The following is a 19,324-nucleotide window of genomic DNA, read 5'->3' on the forward strand; positions in this document are numbered from 1 at the left end:
CCCGCCGGGGCGCGGGGCTCATGACGCGGCACCGCCTCTCACCGCGGGGCCGCCCGCTTCGTGGTGCCTGCTGGGCGGCGCAGGAACTCGTGACACTGCTGGGGCGCGGGCGAAGTCCTCCTCCATCACGGCGCGAAAGAACCCGGCAATGTCCTTCTCTCCGGCATTGTCCGCGCGCCCGGCGCCCAGTTGCGGTTCCGCACCTCGAAGACCGATCAGGCCGTCAAGTGGGTCGAGGTCTACCTGCCCGAGCGCGGCGACGCTCTGTGCCCGCTTCTACGTCGTGACTCCCCCGCCCGGGCTCAGGTGCTCGCTGGACCAGGTCTGGCAGCCCCCGGCGCTGCCCGGCCAGGTCGGGGCTGGCGGCCGGGCAGCGCGGACCGGGGAGGCGTGCCAGGGGGCGCCGGCGGTGGGGTGGATCCGCTCGGAGCCGGGCGCGGCCGTGAGGACGGCGTCCAGGGTCTCCCCGGGCGTTCGGGCCCCGAGGTCGTGGCCGTCCGGCGCACGGGTGCCACCACGGCTCCAGATGGCGCTTCTTGGGTGGCTCTGGGGCGGAGTGGATGCGAGGGCCGCGCTGGTCGCACGGCCCTCGCATCGGGTGTGGGGCGCCCCGTTCCCGCCCTCGTCGTCCGGATCTGCACGTGGTAGTGAGCTGTGCGGTGTGCTCTGTCACCTGTACGCGATGCTGAGCTGCACTGTTGATGAGGAATTGAACCCCTGCGTTGCTCTTCACGCGCCAAGGGCCGGATAGACCGCCGACCCGCGGTGTGTGCACGCCTCCGTGACGACTACCTGCTTCCCACACCCCGCTCGTGGGATCAGTCCTCGATCAGGTCGATCTCCCAGTTGGTGCGCTGGATCAGCGTGTCCACCTCGCGGATCTCCTTGGCCAGGACGTCCGCCTGGGCGTGGAGTTCGGCGACCGGCAAGGCGGAGAGAATCCTGAGCTCGGACCTCAACTGCCGTACGGCTCCGCGCTGATCGCGCCCGGACGCGGCGTCGGCAGCCGCGGTGATCACCGAGTGGCGCAGCCGCAGGACATCCCGGCGGGCGAGGGCGTCGGTCAGGGTGCCACCACCTTCGATGAGCGCGGTGGAGTTGGTTCGGTTGATCTGGCGGATCAGCCGCTCCAGCTCGTCCAGCATCTCGCCGGCCTGGGCCAGGACCTCCGCCGCGTTCTCGGCCGGCTCTTCGCCCTCCTGGTAGCGGGCACAGCCGACGACGCGCGCCCGCAACTGCTCCACCCGCCGCACCGCAGCCGCGCGCTGCGCGAGCGCTTCAGCCAGTTTCACCGCGTCATCACCTCTGCGTCCTAATGATCGTCCGGTAAGTATGCACGTCGCTGCCTGACAGCGCGGATCGCAGGACGGAGCCGGCCCAGCCGCGGCCGCCGGTGGGCAGTGCATCGAACCGTACGCGCGGCTTTACGGCATCGGAGCGTTGCGCGCTGGCCCGGGTCACCGGCCACATGACGCCTTGATGGACCACGGCTCGGCCCGGGTACTCCCCCGGTCAGGATCACCCGCCAGCGGGAGAGCGGCGTCGGCGGTCGGGGAGGGCGGCGCCAAGAGGCGCGCCCTCCGATCTCGGACGACGGGAGCGTTGATCAGGGGCGGTGGGGACCGCGGTAGGGGAGAGTCTGGCTGTAGACGACGCTCGTGGTGGTGCTGCCGAAGCCGGCGAGTTCGTCCATGAGGGTCTCCAGGTGTCCCATGGAGGTCGCGGCTACCTTCAGGGTGTAGCAGTCGTCGCCGGTGGTGCGCAGGCACTCGAGGATCTCGCGGCGGTCGGCGAGGAGGCGGCGCAGCGGTTCGTGGCGGTTGCCCGGGTATTTCAGCCGGACGACGGCGAGGACGGGGTAGCCGACCTTGGCGAGGTCGATCTCGGCGTGGTAGCCCGTGATGACGCCCACGGCCTCCAGATTGCGGACGCGTTCGGTGGTGGCCGAGGGGCTGAGGTTCACGCGGCGACCCAGTTCGCTGAGGGAGATGCGGGCCTCCCGTTGCAGTTGTTCGATGATCGCCCAGTCGACGTGGTCGAGATTCCCGGTCATGTGGCGAAAGTACCAACAAAGTCACGGAGGAACAGCAGCTACGCAGGGAGGTTTCGGTTCCCTCCCCCGTGATCACCGGGATAGCGTCGGGCCATGCAACTCGGCGTCAATGTACCGAACTTCGGGCCGGGGACCGATCCCGGTGTCCTGCGCGAATGGGCGAGGCTCGTGGAGGGCCTCGGCTTCGGCGTCCTCATGGTGTCGGACCATGTGGCGGTCACCCCGGAGGTGGCCGAGCGGTATCCGGAGCCGTTCTACGAGCCGTTCACCACCCTGTCGTGGCTGGCCGGGCTCACCACCACGGTGCGGCTGGGCACGACCGTGCTCGTCCTGCCGTACCGGCATCCCCTGCTGGTGGCCCGCATGGCTGCCGGCCTCCACCAACTGAGCGGCGGCCGTTTCGTCCTCGGAGTGGGCGTCGGCTGGGCCCGGCAGGAATTCGAGGCGCTGGGCGTGCCGTTCACCGCGCGTGGCCGGCTGACGGACGAGTGTCTTGGCATCCTCCGGCAGGCCAGGGACGCGGGGCGCCGTGAGGGCGAGGTTCCGGTCTGGATCGGCGGCCACAGCGAGGCGGCCCTACGACGCGCCATGAGGTTCGGCGACGCCTGGCACCCGCTGCGGCTCTCCCTCCCCCACATGCGCGCGATCCTGCGGCGGCACGTGCTGCCGGACTTCGTGCCCCGGATCGCCCTGCACGTCACCGGTACCCCGGTCGACGCCCCCGACCGGCCCGCCGGCGTCGGCACCGTCGAGCAGATCCTCGACGACCTTCACCAACTGCGCCTGCTGGGCGCGGACACCGTCGTCCTCGACCCCTATCGCGGAGATCCGGAAGAGACCCGCCGGCCCGACGCGGCATGGCAGGCGCTCACCACCGTGGCCACCCACTGGCAGAAGGCCGAATCATGATCACCTCAGCCGACGAGGCCCTTCTGCGGCGTGCCATCGCCATCGCCGCCCACGCGGTCGCCCTGGGCGACGCGCCCTACGGATCCCTTCTCGCCGGACCGGACGGCACCGTGCTCGCGGAAGCCCACAACACGGTCCGGCGGGACAACGACATCACCGCCCATCCGGAATTGAAGCTCGCCCGCTGGGCGGCCCGCGAACTCGACCCGGGCACGGCCGCCGGTACCACCTTGTACACCAGCTGCGAGCCGTGCGGCATGTGCGACGGCGGCATCGCCCGCTCGGGCCTCGGCCGGGTCGTCTACGCGCTGTCAACCGAGCAACTCGTCGCGCTCAACCCGCCGTCGGGCGCCTGGCCGACGGTGCCGCACGACGGTCCGGCCGTCCACGACGAGGCGCGGGCCCCCGTGGCGGCCTACTACCGGCCCGCCCGATGACCACGACCGGCAGTTCGTGCGGCACCTGAAGGCGGACAGAGATGGGAACGGAGACGATGCACGGCCTGGGCCTGGCGGGCGGGGGTGGCGGGTGAGGTCGCGTCCGGCGGGGTCGACGGCGGCCTGGTCTGGAGGGCCGCCTGGTCGTGGACGGCGGCGAGCGTCATCGGGCCTCGCTTGCCCGGCCGGCCGCCGTGTCGGCCGGCGTCCCGGACCGGTCGGGGCCGGCAGGCGGATCGCCGACCGGGACGGGCTGCACGGTGGCGCCGTCCATGACGACCCAGGCCACCTGGCGGTCCTCGCCCCAGCGGACGTGGGCGATCCACCGCTCCCCCAGCCGGCGGCGCGCCGTCACCGTCCCTGAGCACCAGCGGCCTCCGGTGCGGATCCAGACCAGCTGCCAGCGGTGCACGTCGCCGTCCGCGCCGGGCGGCCCGGCGAGCTCGGCGGGCACCGGCGCGGCGTCGCGCCACGCGCCGAGGAACGGCGCCGCGGCCGGGGCCCGGCCGCCGGGCTCGGGCAGCGGCCGGATCGTCCGCTCGCTGTAGAGGAACCAGCCCCAGGACGGCTCGGCGCTGTCCGTGTCCTCGGCCCAGCGCACGTGGACCACCCAGACACTGCTGCCCGGGGGCCGGCGCCACACCGTGAGCAGCCCGGGACGCCACCGGCCGCCGAGGCGGACCTCCACCAGCCGCCAGCGGCGCACGTCCCGGTAGAGGCCGGGCAGGGCCATCAGTTCCCTGGGCGGGCGCTCGGCATCGCCGGGCTCCGCCTCGGGGCGGGCGGCGCGGGAGAACGGGACGGCTGCGGTCACACCCCCAACGGTAGTTCGAACAGGCGTTCGACTCAAGTCTTGGGGATGCATCCGTGCAGGTCAGCGGCGCACAGGGGGAACGATGCCCGTACCTCACGCCTGTCCTGCTCACACTGCGGGTCTCCGAGCCCAGAACAGGACGTGACCGCTGTTCCCCTCGGGCACGAACTCCTCGTGGACCACGTCAAGGCCGGCCCGCACGAGCCAGGAGCGGTTCGTGGCGGCGTCCGCGTGGCTCCACCACATCGCGACCCCGCCACCGAGCCAGTCCTCATCAGTCCCGGTCCAGGCCTGGTGCCCGGTGGTGCCCAGGAACCAACCCCCAGGCCGAAGCCAGGAAGCGATCCGCTCCAGCATGGCGGGCTGCTCCGCCAACGGAATGTGGATCAGCGCATACAAACAGACCACAGCGTCGAAGCTCTCCTGCGGAAGCTCCAAGGCCGTGGCGTCAGCCCGAATGAAGTCGGCATCCGGCACCAGCTCCCGGGCCCTTCGGATCTGGACCTCACTGGTGTCGACACCAGTGACACGGTGACCGGCCCTGACAAGCGAGCGGACCACCGGAACACCGGTCCCGCACCCGACATCCAAGACCGTGGCTGCATCCGGCATCCGATCGAGCAACTGCCCGATCCACGAGCCGTACTTGGTCTCACTGCCGAATGCACGCTCGTAGCGCGCCGACAGCAGGTCATACCCGTGCCGGACCAAGTCCTTGGGATCTTCTACGTCCACGCCGCCGCACGGTAGTGCCCGAAGCTCTCCAGCGCGACGCCTTTCACCGGCTCCGCTGATGCAGCGCCACCACCCTCGCACGGGCGAGGACGGACAACTCGAACGGGCGGAGCGTGTCGGTACGCTCCCACTCCGCAGGGTTGATCGTCTCGCGTTGCCGGGCGTACTCGATCGGCTGGAGCCGGTGCTCAAGCAGGAGGGTGTCCATCTGCTCGATGCTGAGGAACGTTTGCCAGGGCTCGCCCTGCTCGGCCGCCGCTGCCATGACCAGCTCCGCATAGGACTGACCCACCTCGTCGCGGAGTCCGGCCGGGAGGAGGTGCTCCACGATGAGCTCTGTGCCGGGTGCGAAGCCGCAGATGACGGCCAGGGTCCGCCTGATCGCCTCCGGGGTCAGGTACATCGTGACCCCGAGCCAGCTGACCAGTGCGGGTCGGCCCGGGTCAAAGCCGGCCCGCACGAGGTGATCGGCAAGTGACCGGGCGGACTCCTTCTCGAAGTCGACCGGGACGAAGACGGCGGACGGTGGCACCGTCGTCCCCGTCTCCACCAGCAGCGCCCGCTTCCATTGCTGGGTCGTCGGCTCGTCCACCTCGAACACCCGCACGGAGGCGGCCAGTTCCGACCGGTAGGCGAAGGAGTCCAGCCCCGCACCGAGGATCACGTACTGGTCGACGCCCCGGCCGGCCAGCTCGGCCAGTCGGTCCTCGGTGTAGCGGCTTCGGGTAACGGCCGTCGTCCGCGCACCGGACAGGACCGGGTGCCCACCATAGGAGCGGTGGTAGTCGAGGAGTTCTTCAGCACGCTCCCCCAGGAAGGTGTGCGCCAGGGTGTCGGCGAAGATCGAGGGAGTCTCGTCGACGATGAGGTGTGCTGCGCGTGCTGCGGCCGACATGAGGGCTGTCTGGCTGGGTTGTCCCTTGTTCATCACAATGCAGGACATTAGCCCAATGATTTGGCATCATATCACAAAAGTGAATCTTTCGAAAGGGATTCCGGGTTCTCTTTTGGTAACGAATTCGATCCTCACGATCCCCGGAATAACCTGCGGGTCGGCTCCGAGAAGCGAGAAAACCCTGCGTGTTCCGTCCCTCGCGGGAATGACCAACGACCAAACGGCGCCGGATCAATTACGGGTCGACCCACGGAGCAGAGCCCGGTCTCCTCAGGTGGGCCCGGCCGTGTGGGGGTGCCATTCGGTGAGCAGGATGGTGGCGTCGTCGCGCAGCTGTTGGTCCTGGTGGAGGAGGATCCGCTGGATGAGGCGGCGCAGGGCTTCGGGTGCGGGCAGGCCGTCGGCCATGGCGCGCACGACGGTGTCGGCGAGGCGGTTCTCGCCGAACAGTTCGCCGGTGGCCGAGCGGGCCTCGGTGACGCCGTCGGTGAACGTCAGCACCCGGTCGCCGGGCTGGAGGCGCAGGGTGTGGACCTGGGGCGGGGGAAGGCCCGTGTCGCCCAGGCCGAGCGGCAGGTGCGGGTGACGATCGAGCGCCCCGGTGACGATGCGGCCGTCGCGGATCAGCAACGGCGCCAAGTGGCCGCAGTTGATCCAGTCGAAGCGGCCGGTGACCGTGTCGAGGTCGGCGATGACGCACGTCAGCAGCCGGTCCGGGATCCAGCGGGCGAGGGTGCGGTCGATTTGTTCGGCGATGTCCGTGAGGCCCCCGCCGGCGCGGCGGGTGGAGCGGCAGGCCGCGAGGGCGACGGCGCTGCAGCCGCCGGAGGCGAGGTCGTGACCCATGGCGTCGAGCAGGGTCAGGTGCAGGTGGGTGCCGGCCAGGGTGTGGTCGAAGGCGTCGCCGCCGACCTCGTAGGCGGGTTCCAGGACGGCGGAGGAGGTGACTGCGGTGGTGCCGATGGTCCGCGGTGGCACGAACGCCCACAGCAGCTCCGCCTGCAACGCCATCGGCCGGCTGCGCACGGTCCGGGCCAGGACGTCGCTGTAGTGCAGCTTGGCCACCAGGATCATCGCGATCAGGGAGGCCAGGGCCCGGCACCGCTCCAGCAGGGGCGCACCAAGGGCGGGGGCGGCGATCTTCAGCACGCCGAGGCGTTCGATGCCGTCCACGAGCGGCAGCCAGCCCACGATGCCGGACGGGCCGGTGCCGGACGAGCCGGTGTCGGCGGCGAGCTGTACCGTCTCGGTGCGGTAGGCGCGCCCGCCCAGGGAGGTGTCCACCGCGATGGTCTCCAGCTCCACCGGCGATCCGGCGACCAGCAGCGCCGTCTGGTCCGGGCTGGGCAGGGCGATCAGCTGGTGCTGCTGCACGTCCGCGACGAAGACGCGGGCCTCGGACAGGCCCAGGCGCAGCGCGGCGTCCTGGACCAGCGCGGGGATCTCCCGCGGGGCCAGGCGGTGGGCGGCGGCCAGCACGTCGGCAAGGACCTCCCCCAAGCCGGATCCCTCGACAGACACGCGCCTCCCTTCGCAGCTGGTCCGGCCACCTCCGGCGGCCTGCCTTCATCATCACGCGCACGGGGCCCCGTCGGCCCGCGGAATTCCACCACGACGGCGAGGAGCGGACATGTTCCGCTCCACGACCGCACCTGCTCGGAAGGGGTGAACGTGACCCGCGCTCGGTGCCGCGAGGGTCCTGGGTGACGGTCGCGCCGAACGCGATGCAGGAGCGGTGCCGGCCCGCCGCGCTCGCCCGGCAGCCCGGCGGCGCCGGCCACGGGCGGCACGCAGTGAACGGTCCGGCAGAGCCGTATGTTGCTCCTGCACGCCAGACTGCGCACCGCCGTGTAGTTGCCTGCGTGGCGGCTCGCCCTGACCCACAGGCCCGCATAGGCGCGGCGCAGGAGCTCGTACGCGGCCTCGGGATCCGCGGTGTCGAGCGCGGACCGCCCGGCGCCCAAGGCAGTCAGGGACGCGGGTGCGCGTGCGCGGGTTCGGTGTCCGGCTCCCCGGCGAGGGTGGCATGAAGGCGCCGCACCGCGTTCTCGGCGTCGCTGAGCTCGGGGCCTCGGGACAGCGTTCTCGTACGTGTCCTGCCGCTGATGGTCGGCCATGCGGCGCGATGGTGCCGTGGCTGACCGGAGCGGACCGAACGCGGGTCGGCGGTGCGGCGCCTTGGGGCGGGTGGCAAGCTGCGTGGGAGGCCTCGTGGTTCCGTCGCGCCACAGGCGTGCATCGTCCGAGCGGCCCCGCCGCGATCTCGTTGCGGAAGAGGAAGTCCGAGCCGCTGGACCCGTCCGGGTGGCTACTCCTGGCGCAGGTCCTCGACGTACTGGCGAACCCTCGGCGAATCAGCCGGCCGGTAGCCGTGGTGGGCGAGGGCGGAGTCGAACCGCCACAGCCGGAGCGGGGGTGTTACAGACCCTTGGGCTCTCCTGTGCCCAGCTCGCCCTTGGCGGAGGAGGTGGGGGTCGAACCCACACGGTGCTCACGCACCCGACGGTTTTCAAGACCGCGGCCGGCGCCGCCTGTCGGCTGGCTCCTCCATGACAGTGTTGTGTTTGCGCGCAGAGTGCACGAGTTCGGGTGCGTGCGGGCTTCCACCCCACGACGGCTTGAGCCAAGCCGCTGCTTCACCACTCGGCCAACTCTCCGCTGTACTGCGCTGCCGGGCGAGGATTCGAACCCCGATCGCCTGATCCAGAGTCAGGTGTGCTGCCAGTTGCACCATCCGGCACGGTGGCAGCACCGAAAAGGGGCCGCCCGGGCGAGGAACGATCCCTTGGGCGGCCCGGCGTCAAGGCCGGTCAGCGCGCTACGAGGACGTCCCGCAGGAGTGGGAACTCGAGGAGCGCTGATACGACTGGACACGGGTCACGGTCTTCACTGTCGAGCCCCTTCCTGTTTCCTGGGCCTGTTCGGCGCGATGGGTCTTACTGTGCCGCGCCGCCGCCGGGTGGGACAACCGAATTACCGCGGCCGCGCCACCCAGCACCCCGCCGCCCGACGACGCCCCCGGGATCGACCGCATCACCCGGCGCCGCGCGGTCGCCGTCCCCACGGGAGGGCGACCGCGCGGCGCCGGCCTGCTGATCGCGTCCGTCACGGCGTGAGGACGACCTTCTCACAGCGGTCCTTCTTGTTCTTGAACAGGTCGTAGCCGGTGGGTGCCTCGGCCAGGGGCAGCCGGTGGGTGATGATCCGGGTGGGGTCGATCTCGCCCTGCTCGATCAGCCTCAGCAGCGGCTTCATGTACTTCTGCACGTGGCACTGCCCGGTGCGCAGGGTGAGGGACCTGTTCATCCAGGCGCCCGCGGGGAACTTGTCGATCAGCCCGCCGTACACGCCGATGACCGACACCACGCCGCCGCTGCGGCAGGACAGGATGGCCTGACGCAGGGCGTGCGGCCGGTCGGTCTCGGAGCGGATCGCCTGCTTGGCACGGTCGTAGAGGTGGATGTGGGAGGCGCCGTGGGTGGCCTCCAGGCCGACCGCGTCGATGCACTTCTCGGGGCCGCGGCCGCCGGTGAGGTCGAGCAGTGCCGACCGTACGTCGGTGTCCTCGAAGTTGACGGTGGTGTAGCCCTGGGCGGCGGCCATGTCGAGCCGGTAGGGCTCCTTGTCGATCGCGATGACCTTCTCCGCACCGAGGACCCGGGCGCTGTCCATGGCGAACTGGCCGACCGGACCGGCGCCCCAGACGGCGACGACGTCGCCCTTCCGGATGTCGCACATGTCGGCGCCCATGTACCCGGTCGGCAGGATGTCGGACAGGAACAGCACCTGCTCGTCGGTGAGGTCCGACTCGATCCTGAAGGCGTTGGCATCGGCGAACACCACCCGGGCGTACTCGGCCTGGCCCCCGGCGAAACCGCCGGTGAGGTGCGAGTAGCCGTAGATCCCGCTGGTGGGGTGGCCGAAGAACTTCTCCGAGATGCCGGCGTTGGGGTTGCTGTTCTCGCAGCACGAGTACAGCTCCGCACGGCAGGCCGCGCAGGCGCCGCAGGCGATGGGGAAGGGCACGACGACCCGGTCGCCGACGCGCAGTCCGTCGCCGCTGATGCCCGGGCCGAGCTCGACGACCTCCCCCATGAACTCGTGGCCCACGATGTCGCCCTTCTCCATGGTGGGGACGTAGCCGTCGAGCAGGTGCAGGTCGGAGCCACAGATCGCCGTCGAGGTGATCTTCACGATGGCGTCGCGGCTGCTCAGGATCGACGGCTCGGGAACGTCCTGCACCTCCACCGAGTTGCGACCCATCCAGCAGTTCGCCTTCATGTCAGGACCTCCTTCAGTTCGTCCTCGGTCAGCGGTCGGGCCGGGCGCTGGGGGAACTCGCCGCGGGCCCGCTTGCCGCCGGGCGCTCCCTCGGAACGGACGACCTCGCCGGTCTCCACGATCTGCTTGAAGCGGCGCAGGTCATCGTCCAGCTGCTGGTGCGGTTCTTCGCCGAAGTAGCGCGCCGCGGCCTTGCCCAGCGCCCCGCCGGGCAGGTCGTAGCGGAGGGTCACCTTGATCTCGGTGCCCTGGCCGCCGGGCGCGGGCGCGAAGCGGACCTCGCCGGAGTTGTCGATGTCGGCGCCGTCCACCGAGTGCCAGGCGATCAGCCGGCCGACGACGTCCTCAGTGGTCTCGGCGTCCCATTCGACCGTCTTGCCGAACGGCGCGCTGGCCCGCCAGTGGCTGGTGCGCGGGCCGGTGACGCGGACCTCGTCCAGGTGGGCCATGAAGTCCGGCAGTCGCTCCAGGTCGCTCCAGAGGCCGTGGACCTCCTCCGGGGACCGGGTGACGGTGGTGGCTGCGGTCAGTTCCACGGGAGTGCTCCTACGGGTGCGGGTCACGGCCGCGTAGACGTCCGTGGCCGTGATGGCGGTGACTGCGGCGGTCGCGGCAGCGGTGCGGCCGAAGCCGCTTCCCCTGTGGTTCCTCAGGGCCCGGGTCAGCATCGTCAGATCCATGAGGTCGCCGCCGACCCGGGCCCAGAGCCAGGCGGAGTGCGGCCGGCACAGCAGCCCGGCCGCCGCCGCCAGCTCGCGCACACCGACGGCAGTCGTGGCCGAGCGGCGCCGGGAGGTGGCGTCCAGGCCCAGGGCCCGGACGAAGCCCGCCAGGGCGACGACCTGGGGCACGCCCAGGAGCGCGCTGGCCCAGCCGAGGCCGCGCACGAGCGGATCGTCGCGCGGAGGGGAGGTGGAGCGGGTGTCTGTCTTCATGAGTGCTTCTCACGTGCGGTCGGATGGACGGAGGACGAGCCGCTCGGGTGGGAAGACGAGGCGCACGGCGGCCGATCGCGGCCGCTCGGGCACGGCGGGAGCGCCGACGGCCGCCCGGAGGGCCGCTCCCGGAGACCTCCCTTTCGCGGTTGCCACGGCATGACTGCGGGACGGCGATGACGAGCCGGCGCAAGAGCCCGCCGTCCGAAAGCCGACACGACGGCGCCCGGACCTCCGGTACGCCGCTACGCCCATCCCACCCGGATCAGGTGGCACGGGGGCCGCCGCCACCGGACCCGCCAGGCTGAGCCTCGGCGCTCCGGCGGCGTGCCATGCGGCTGCCCGCCGGTCCGGGCGCGAAACACCCCCCACCGATGGACTGGCCTCTGCGCCCGCGCCTGTGCGCGATGTGGGGATCCGGCACTCCGGTCCGTACGGCTGCCCCGGCGCGGACACGCTCCGGCCTGGCGCGCGGCCCCCTACGGACGAAACGCCCGGTAAAGGGTGACGTGTTCTGTCAGTTTTGCCGTGAACGATGGATGACATGAGCAACGAGGACATCACCACCCGGAACACTTCGATGACCGCGCAGGCAGGCGCGACGGGTCCGCTCACGGGGCGGATTGCGCTCGTGGCGGGTGCCACCCGTGGGGCGGGGCGGGCGCAGGCCGTGGAGCTGGGCCGGGCCGGTGCGACCGTGTACGTCACCGGCCGTACCACCCGGGCCCGGGCCAGCGAGGTCGGCCGGACCACCGAGACCATCGAGGAGACCGCCGAACTCGTCTCCGCAGCGGGCGGCACCGGGATCGCGGTTCCCACCGACCATCTCGACGAAGCCCAGGTACGCGCCCTCGTCGAGCGGATCGACCGGGAGCACGGGCGGCTCGACATCCTCGTCAACGACCTGTGGGGCGGCGAACACCTTCTGGCCGCCTCCGTGTTCGGGAAGAAGAGCTGGGAGACACCGCTCGCCGACGGCCTGCGGATCCTGGAGCTCGGCGCCCGCTCGCACGTCATCACGGCGGCGCTGCTGCTTCCGCTACTGATCCGCTCCGACGCGCCGCTGCACGTGGAGGTCACCGACGGCACCGCCCGCTCCAACCGCCGCTACCGCGAGAACATGTACTACGACCTGGCGAAGAACGCCCCGATCCGCCTCGCGTTCGGGTTGGGTCAGGAGCTGGCGGAGTACGGGGGCGCGGCGGTCGCGGTCTCGCCGGGCTTCCTGCGCTCGGAGCAGATGCTCGCCCACTTCGGGGTGAGTGAGGAGAACTGGCGTGATGCGATCGCCCAGGAGCCGGCGTTCGCGATCGCGGAGTCCCCGAGCTACCTGGCCCGTACCGTCGCGGCGCTGGCCGCCGACCCGGACCGCGCGAAGCGGTGGAACGGCAAGTCCACCTCCAGCGGGGAACTGGCCAGGGCGTACGGGGTGACGGACGTGGACGGCAGCCAGCCGGATGCCTGGACCTACCTCGAGGACGTCGCCTGCGGCAGGCAGAGCTCCCCCGAGGACTACCGCTGATCCTCGGCTTCCGCGCCTTCCGCGGGTTCCGCCTCCGGGGGGTGCGCCTCCTGAGGGTCCGTCTCCTGAGGGCCCGCCTGGTAGAGGGCGGCCAGGGCCGCGGCGCGCTCGCGGAAGCGGGCGCGCAGGCAAGCCGGGGCCAGCACCTCGGCGTCCGCGCCGAGCCGGGCCAGCTGGTCGAAGGCGACGTCCTCGGACTCCGCCGGCAGGTCGACGGTGACCAGGCCGGCGGGGTCCGGGGCGCTCGCGGAGGCGAGCGCGTCCGCGACGGCGGCCCCGTCCACGACGGCGGGCAGCCGCCGCAGCCCCCGGCCGGTCAGCCGGACCGTGACGGTGGTGCGCAGCAGGGCGCGGGCGAAGGCGGCCGAGCGGGCCTGCCAGTGCGCTGCCAGCTCGAAGGTCGGGTCGCGCAGGAACGGCTCCTGTGCTCCGGCCGCGGGGCCGAGCGCTGTGATCCGGTCGACGCGGTAGGTACGCCAGCCGCCGTCATGGCCTTCCCGCTCGCCGGGGATGCGGGCCACGACGTACCAGGTGCCGGCCTTCAGCACGAGCCCGTAGGGCTCCACCACCCGCGTCACGACACAGGGCGGTGCGCCGTCCCGGCCCGGCCGGGCGTAGGACAGCTCGACGGCCCGGTCCGCCCACACCGCGCGGGCCAGCTCCGGCAGCAGGTCCGGGGTGGCGGGTTCGCGGAACCAGGCCGGGGCGTCGAGGTGGAAGCGGCGCACCGAGGACTCGGCGGCCTGGCGCACCGACGGCAGCAGGGTCGCGGTGAGCTTGAGCCGGGCCGTTTCCGCCGCGTCCGAGAGCCCCAGATCGTGCAACGCGGAGGGCACACCGGACAGGAAGAGCGTCTCCGCCTCGCTGGGATGGAGCGTGGTGAGCCGGGTCCGGTATCCCGCGGCGAGGAAGTACCCGCCCACCCGGCCCCGCTCCGACCGGACGGGGATGCCGGCCTCCTGCAACGCCTGGGCGTCGCGGATCACGGTCCGCTCGGAGATCTCCAGCTCGCGGGCGAGAGCGGCCGCGGTCAGGCCGGGGTTCGACTGGATGAGGAGAGCCATACGGATCAGGCGGGCGGCACGCATCCTCCAAGGATCACCGACCCGACGAACGAACGGGACCTCCTGCCGCCGCTGGTTCCCCTTGGCAGCCCGGGAGCGCTGAGCGGGGCACTTGGCCGTACGGGCCGATTATGACGCTCAGTCACCCCCTTGTGCCGCTGTGGTGGGTCAGCTCAGGTCGAAGTCGTCGGGGTGGAAGCCGAAGTCGTCGGCGGTGAATCCGCCGTAGCCGGTGCCGCTGTTGAAGCAGTCCGCGAGGGCCTGGCCGACGATGTGCTGTTGGCCGGTCTCCAGTCGAGCGCGGGCTCAGGCCGTCCATCAGCAGACGGCAGAGATGTTCCCGGCGCTCGGCAAGCATCGGGGCCTGGTCTGCGATCCGCTGCGCGCGATCGCCGACGGGTGCGGTTCTTCTGGAGCGAAGGGCTGAGCTGGCGAAGCGCCCCGGGGCAGCTCCGAGCCGGTCACAGGTGCAGGCAGGCAGCGTGCTTGCCGAACTGCCCCGCTGTGTGATCAGGTTGCGGCAGCATCGCGTGCCGGTGGCGGACTGCGTCAGGCATGGAGGTGCGGAACCGAAGGGACCGCCATCCGTGGCTTCCCGCGACGGCGACCGTGTAGTCGCCTTGAGTGTGCAGCTCTCACGAGCACATGAAGAACTGCGTCGCCAGATCAACGAGATCAGGACAAGTATCGGACACCGCCGGTTGAGCGACGACGCACTTGTCACCCATTGCCTGGCCTTCTGTACCGCGCTGACGTCGCACCATCAGGGCGAGGACACCGGGATGTTCTCCCAGTTGCTGCGCGAACGCCCGGATCTCGCCTCGACGGTCACGAGTCTTGTCGAAGATCACGGCATGATCGCCTCGATCCTGTCCCGGGTACGTGAACTCGCTGACAGGGCTGCCGAATCACGCGGCCCGACCCTGGAAGCGATCGGGCGTGAGCTTGACGGATTGGCGGCGATCATGGAGTCGCACTTCAGCTACGAAGAGCGGACGATCAGCGAGGCGCTTGACAACGGAGTACCTGCCACGGGCTGGACCGATATGGTCTTCCGGTTCGGTACGGCCTGAGTCGACGTGGGGCCTCGGCGAGCTTCGTCATCGTCCGGCGCTGCTCGATCCGGTCCTCACGGATCGCGTTCAGCGCCTGCTGTGCCCGCTTAACACGGTGTGGATCTCGTTATCCGGTCTGATATTCCCCCAGGCAGTCGGCGCGCAAGGATGCGCGACGTAGATGCGTGGCGGGTCCAGTCCGTCGGCGAGATCCCCGGCGCGCCGCGTCGGTGAGCTTCACCTCGCAGCGGATGCAGGCCGGGCGGGCCGCTTCCCGCTCGGTCTGCTCGCGGGCGCGCGGGCGGCAGCCGCCGCTTCGCGCTCGGCGGCCAGGGCCGGTCGCCGTGCCGCCCGGCCTGGCGCTGCGCCTCGGTACCGCCTCCCCGGCGCTGGTGCTGACCGCCCTGGTCACGGCCGGCGTACCGGCCGAGGCCCTGATCGCCGGCCGCCGTCAGATCGCCAGGGGTGAGGCCCTCCGGCGAACCTTGTGGGCCCGTTGTGAAGATCGCTAACATGCCCGGAGCGGCCTCGCGGAGCGGCCCCGGGGAGCGCCGGAGAGGGGCGAACCGTGGCAGGGCTGTCGGCGTTACCCGGACGGGACGAGGAACGCGCCGCGCTGGCCCGCGCCGTGGAGGGGCTGTGCGCCGGAACCGGCGCGGTGCTCGACCTCGCGGCCGATCCCGGCCTCGGCAAGACCAGCCTGCTGCACCTGCTCGCCCGGCTGGCCGCCGAACGCGGCGCCACCGTCCTGCGGGCCCGGGCCGAAGGCCCCGCGGCCAAGCCCTACCAGGTGTTCCGCGACGCGTTGGAGAGCGGCGACCACCGCCCCGACCCCGGAGCACCGGCCGCCCTGCCCTGGGACACCGGCGCCGACCGCGACCTCCTCCGAGCCCTCCGCGACCGGTGCGCGGCCCCGGCCGGCACCGTGCTCCTGCTCGACGACTTCCACCACTGCGACCCGGCCTCCGCCCGGCTCACCGAACGTCTCCTCGGCGAACCGCCGCCGGACCGCCTGCTGCTGGTCCTCGCCCACCGTCCCCGGCAGACCCCACCCGCCCTGCTCGCGGCGCTCGACGGCGCCAAGCAGGCGGGCGCCGTCCTCCGCGTCGAACCTGCGCCGCTCACCGCCGCCGCCGTCGCCTCCCTGCTCCCGGCGGCCGACGAGCACCGGGCCGAACGGCTGCGCGCGGCCTCCGGCGGCAACCCCCGGATCCTGCACCTGCTGCTGGCCGCCGGCCCCGACCCTGATCGCTGGCCGGAACGCTCGGACGCCGCCGCCGGCCCGCTGCTGCGCGCCGCCGCGCCCCTGCTCGCCGAACTCGACGCCCTCCCCGCACCGGTCGCGGACGTGCTGGCGGCCGCCGCCGTGCTCGGCGAACCGTTCCGGCTCGGCGACGTCGCCCGGGTGGCCGGGGAGCGCACCGACCGCACCGCCGACGCGCTCGCCGAACTCGCCCGGGCCGACCTGGTCCGCTCGCTCGGACCCGGCGGCGACCTGGCCTTCCGCCACCCCGTGCTCGGCCGCCTGGTCCACCACCGGCTCAACCCCGGCCTGCGGCTGAACGCCCACCGCCGGGCCCTCGCGCTGCTGGAGGCGCGCGGCGCACCGGCCACCGCCCGGGCCCGGCACGCCGAGCAGCTGCTGCTCGACGGAGGCCCGGCCGAGGCCCTCCCCGTGCTCGTCGAGGGCGCGGCCGAGGTCCTCGTCCGCTCGCCCGCCACCGCCGCCCGCTGGCTGCGGGCCGCGCTGGAGGCCGCGCCCGCCGACACCCACGACGTGCGGACCAGGGTCGGCCTGGCGCTGGACCGCTGCCGGGCCCTCACCGCCGCCGGCCGGCTGGAGCAGGCCCGGGCGCTCGGCCACGAGATCCTGCGGACGCCCGGCGGGCTGCCGGCGCCGCTCGACGTCCAGGCCCTCGCGGTCTGCGTCGGCGTCGAACGGCTGCTCGGCCGGTACGCCGAGGCGGACGCGATGGCCCGCACCGTCGTCGACCGGCTGCCCCGCCCGCTGCCCGCCCCGCTGCCCGCCGCCACCGCCGACCTGGTCTTCGACTACGGCCTGCTGCACGCCGTCCGCGGCACCGCGGCCGAGGTCCGCGCGCTCGCGCACGAGGGCGCCACCGCCGCCGCGGCCACCCCCGGCGGCGAGGACGGCGGCACCGCGTTCCGCGTCCTCGCCGCCTTCTGCGACAGCTACGCAGGGGACTTCGCCCTGGCCGAGCCCGAGATCGAGCGGTGCGGCCGGCTCGTCGACGCCCGCCCCGACACCGTCGTCGGCCGCGCCCCCGACGTCCTGGCCCTGCTCGGCTGCGCCGAGCTGTACCTGGAACGCTTCACCGACGCCCACCGGCACCTCAGCCGCGGCCTGGCCACCGCCAGCGGCGGCGCCCACAAGCACCTCGCGGTCAACCACCTGCTCGGCCTGTCGATCCTGGACCAGTGGGCCGGCCGGCTCGACCTGGCGCAGCGGCACGCCCGCGAGGCCGAACGGCTGGGTACCGAGATCGGCGCTCCCGACGTCGTCGGCCTGGCCATGGCGATGCGCGCCAGCGCGCTCCTGTGGGCGGCGCCCCGGCGCCGGACCGCCGAGGTGGTCGAGCTGGCCGAGCAGGGCCTGCGGCACACCGTCCCCGGCACCGGCTGGTGGGCCGGTTCCGCCGTCGGGCTGCTGGCCCAGGCCCGGCTGGTCGGCGGCGACCCGGCCGCCTGCCTGCGCACCCTGCTGGAGGAGAGCGGCGGCGAGGACCTGCACCTGCTCCAACCGGCCGCCCACCCCTCGCTGTTCGCGCTGATGACCACGGCCGCGCTGCTGTGCGGCGACCTCGACACCGCCCGCCGCAGCGCCCGCGCGGCGGACAGGGCCGCGGAGCGGCTCGGGCGGCTGCCGTTCCAGCAGTCCCAGGCCGACCGCGCGGCCGCCGCGATGGCGTTCGTCGAGGGCGACCCGGCGCGCGCGGCCGAGCTCGCGCTGCGGGCCGCCCGGGTGCTCCGGGGGCTGCGGATGCCCGTCCAGTACGCCTGGACGGTGATCGCCGCCGCCCCGGTCCTCGCCCAGGCGCACGGCCCCGCCGCCGCCCTGGCCGAGCTCGACGAGGCGGTCGACGCGGCGCGCGGCTGCGGGGCGCTGCGCCTGGTCGAGGACGGCGCCCGGGCACGGGCGGCGCTGACGGCCGGCGCTCCCGGTGGCTCCCCCGTCGGCCCGGCGGCCGACCCGGCAGCCCCGGCCGCCCCGGCCGCCCTGCTCGGCGCCCTGCTCAGCGCCCGCGAACGCGAGGTGGCCGAACTCGCCGCCGGCGGCCTGACGTCCCGGCGGATCGCGGAGCGCCTGGTGCTCAGCCCCCGCACGGTCGACACCCACCTCGGCAGCATCTACCGCAAGCTCGGCGTCTCCTCCCGCTCGGCCCTCGCCCGGCTGCTCCACGGCCCGGGCGATCCGGCGGGCCGGGACCCGATCAGGTAGGCACCTTGCGCAGTTCTACCGATGCCCCGGTACGGGAGCGGCCGCGAGACTCGTCGGCGACGGGGCGGGACACCGGACACCCCGCTCCCCCTCGTCCTCGAACCACCCGACCGTGGAGAGACCATGCAGCTCAAGAAGGCCCTGGGCGCCGTCGCGCTCGGTGTCACCGTCCTGACCGCCGTGCCCGCCCTGGTGGTGCCGCAGGCGGCCGCCGCCGCCGACTGCTACACCAGCTGCGACCCCTGGGACGACCCGAACAACGTCAACGACCCGATCGTCGTCACCGGCCCCAACACGCCGCCCACCGAGGGCTGGCCCTTCCCCTGGCACGGCGGCGGTGGCGGCGCGGCCTCGGCGCACGTCTACTCGTACGGCGAGAAGGGGGAGGACAAGCAGTTCTGCCGGCAGAACAGCACCCACAGCCCGGAGAAGCTGAACGTGACCGTCCAGGTCGCCACCGGGTACAAGGTGACGGCGAGCCTCTCGGCCGAGGCCCTGAACGCCCTCAAGGCCGCCGTCGGCGCCGAGGTCAACACCACGACCACGACCACGCACAGCGTGGACGTCACGCTCCAGCCGGGCCAGAGCTTCGGGGTGTTCGCGCAGTACCAGACGGTCACCTACTCGATCACCCTGCCCGGCGGTCAGACCCAGCTGGTCGACGTGCAGGTGCCGACCAACACCATCATCGACCACTCCTGCTCGTGACCGGTCGGCTCCCGACGGCGGCACGGCGGATCAAGCCCGTCGTGCCGCCGCCCGGCGCCGAGGCGGTGCCCCCCGGGGACCGCGCACGGGCCCTCGACGCCCTGGCCGAACTGGCCGCCGCGGCGACGCACCTCGGCGACCCCGACCTGTTCCACCGGGCCCGGGCCCGGGCCCGGCTGCACCTGCGCCATGTCGGGGCGACCGATCCCCGGCTGCTCGCCGAGCAGTTGACCTCGGCGGCCGAGCACCGGATCGCGGCCGGACTGCTGGCCGTCCGCTCGGTCCGCGCCGAACTGGCCGAACGGCCTTCCACCCGGCCCCACTTCACCCCGGACGCACTCGCCGAGCTGCACCGGCTGCTGGTCGCCGCCGACCCCAACATCCCCGGCGGCGGCGGACTCCGCCGCACCACTGCCAGGATCACCTGGCCCGACGGCCGGCGCTTCGTCATCGCGG

At 72.8% G+C, this 19,324-nt stretch carries 16 protein-coding genes and 4 tRNA genes; 7 read left to right on the plus strand and 13 right to left on the minus strand.

All coding sequences use genetic code 11. The annotated features are described in order from the left end of the window. Window positions 1–818 precede the first annotated feature (818 nt). Both MCM47_RS37400 and MCM47_RS37405 read right to left on the minus strand, forming a co-directional pair. Window positions 819–1,292 (minus strand): DIP1984 family protein, encoded by a 474-nt coding sequence (locus MCM47_RS37400; protein WP_238951475.1) that lies wholly within the window; start codon window positions 1,290–1,292, stop codon window positions 819–821. 314 nt (window positions 1,293–1,606) lie between these two features. Beyond that, window positions 1,607–2,053: an Lrp/AsnC family transcriptional regulator gene (locus MCM47_RS37405; protein ID WP_238951476.1), complete on the minus strand. Its 447-nt coding sequence runs from the start codon at window positions 2,051–2,053 to the stop codon at window positions 1,607–1,609. A gap of 93 nt (window positions 2,054–2,146) precedes the next feature. On the opposite strand from MCM47_RS37405, the gene MCM47_RS37410 reads away from it, so the two are divergent. Continuing rightward, window positions 2,147–2,962, plus strand: coding sequence for an LLM class flavin-dependent oxidoreductase (locus MCM47_RS37410; RefSeq protein ID WP_238951477.1), 816 nt, complete (start codon window positions 2,147–2,149; stop codon window positions 2,960–2,962). Continuing rightward, window positions 2,959–3,399 (plus strand): nucleoside deaminase, encoded by a 441-nt coding sequence (locus MCM47_RS37415; RefSeq protein ID WP_238951478.1) that lies wholly within the window; start codon window positions 2,959–2,961, stop codon window positions 3,397–3,399. Before MCM47_RS37410 ends, MCM47_RS37415 begins: the two co-directional genes overlap by 4 nt. A 163-nt stretch (window positions 3,400–3,562) precedes the next feature. Here MCM47_RS37415 and MCM47_RS37420 read toward each other — a convergent pair whose 3' ends face one another. The 10 genes from MCM47_RS37420 to MCM47_RS37465 form a co-directional block, all read right to left on the minus strand. Continuing rightward, on the minus strand, window positions 3,563–4,213 hold the full coding sequence (locus MCM47_RS37420) for a hypothetical protein (RefSeq protein ID WP_238951479.1): 651 nt from the start codon (window positions 4,211–4,213) through the stop codon (window positions 3,563–3,565). A 108-nt stretch (window positions 4,214–4,321) separates the two neighbouring features. After that, complete coding sequence (locus MCM47_RS37425; RefSeq protein ID WP_238951480.1) at window positions 4,322–4,948, minus strand: class I SAM-dependent methyltransferase; 627 nt, start codon at window positions 4,946–4,948, stop codon at window positions 4,322–4,324. A 43-nt stretch (window positions 4,949–4,991) separates the two neighbouring features. Beyond that, entirely contained in the window at window positions 4,992–5,843 is an 852-nt protein-coding gene (locus MCM47_RS37430; protein ID WP_238951481.1) for a class I SAM-dependent methyltransferase, read from the minus strand. A 270-nt stretch (window positions 5,844–6,113) separates the two neighbouring features. Continuing rightward, window positions 6,114–7,343: a PP2C family protein-serine/threonine phosphatase gene (locus MCM47_RS37435; protein WP_238951482.1), complete on the minus strand. Its 1,230-nt coding sequence runs from the start codon at window positions 7,341–7,343 to the stop codon at window positions 6,114–6,116. An 872-nt stretch (window positions 7,344–8,215) separates the two neighbouring features. Then, window positions 8,216–8,298 (minus strand) — tRNA-Tyr (locus MCM47_RS37440). A gap of 1 nt (window position 8,299) precedes the next feature. Next, a tRNA-Ser gene (locus MCM47_RS37445) sits at window positions 8,300–8,392 on the minus strand. Window positions 8,393–8,412: 20 nt separating this feature from the next. Then, window positions 8,413–8,500: transfer RNA gene (locus MCM47_RS37450), tRNA-Ala, on the minus strand. Between the two features lie 11 nt (window positions 8,501–8,511). Then, window positions 8,512–8,583 (minus strand) — tRNA-Gln (locus tag MCM47_RS37455). 365 nt (window positions 8,584–8,948) lie between these two features. Then, window positions 8,949–10,124 (minus strand): zinc-dependent alcohol dehydrogenase, encoded by a 1,176-nt coding sequence (locus tag MCM47_RS37460; RefSeq protein WP_238951483.1) that lies wholly within the window; start codon window positions 10,122–10,124, stop codon window positions 8,949–8,951. Continuing rightward, window positions 10,121–11,059: an SRPBCC family protein gene (locus MCM47_RS37465; RefSeq protein WP_238951484.1), complete on the minus strand. Its 939-nt coding sequence runs from the start codon at window positions 11,057–11,059 to the stop codon at window positions 10,121–10,123. Before MCM47_RS37465 ends, MCM47_RS37460 begins: the two co-directional genes overlap by 4 nt. Window positions 11,060–11,603: 544 nt before the next feature. On the opposite strand from MCM47_RS37465, the gene MCM47_RS37470 reads away from it, so the two are divergent. After that, entirely contained in the window at window positions 11,604–12,581 is a 978-nt protein-coding gene (locus tag MCM47_RS37470) for an SDR family oxidoreductase (protein ID WP_238951485.1), read from the plus strand. Here MCM47_RS37470 and MCM47_RS37475 read toward each other — a convergent pair. Beyond that, a complete protein-coding gene (locus MCM47_RS37475; protein WP_238951486.1) occupies window positions 12,572–13,669 on the minus strand; it encodes a YafY family protein in 1,098 nt (365 codons plus the stop codon). The two genes, MCM47_RS37470 and MCM47_RS37475, sit on opposite strands and share 10 nt — an antisense overlap. A gap of 563 nt (window positions 13,670–14,232) precedes the next feature. On the opposite strand from MCM47_RS37475, the gene MCM47_RS37480 reads away from it, so the two are divergent. The 4 genes from MCM47_RS37480 to MCM47_RS37495 all read left to right on the plus strand — a co-directional run. Beyond that, a complete protein-coding gene (locus MCM47_RS37480) occupies window positions 14,233–14,718 on the plus strand; it encodes a hemerythrin domain-containing protein (RefSeq protein ID WP_238951487.1) in 486 nt (161 codons plus the stop codon). 550 nt (window positions 14,719–15,268) lie between these two features. Then, entirely contained in the window at window positions 15,269–18,160 is a 2,892-nt protein-coding gene (locus MCM47_RS37485) for a LuxR family transcriptional regulator (RefSeq protein ID WP_238951488.1), read from the plus strand. Window positions 18,161–18,283: 123 nt separating this feature from the next. Then, window positions 18,284–18,868: a DUF6426 family protein gene (locus tag MCM47_RS37490; RefSeq protein WP_238951489.1), complete on the plus strand. Its 585-nt coding sequence runs from the start codon at window positions 18,284–18,286 to the stop codon at window positions 18,866–18,868. After that, window positions 18,865–19,324 (plus strand): hypothetical protein (locus MCM47_RS37495; protein ID WP_238951490.1); only part of this gene is annotated, 460 nt, incomplete at its 3' end. The genes MCM47_RS37490 and MCM47_RS37495, both read left to right, overlap by 4 nt.

It is taken from the genome of Kitasatospora sp. A2-31, assembly GCF_022288725.1.
Taxonomy (GTDB): Bacteria; Actinomycetota; Actinomycetes; order Streptomycetales; family Streptomycetaceae; genus Kitasatospora.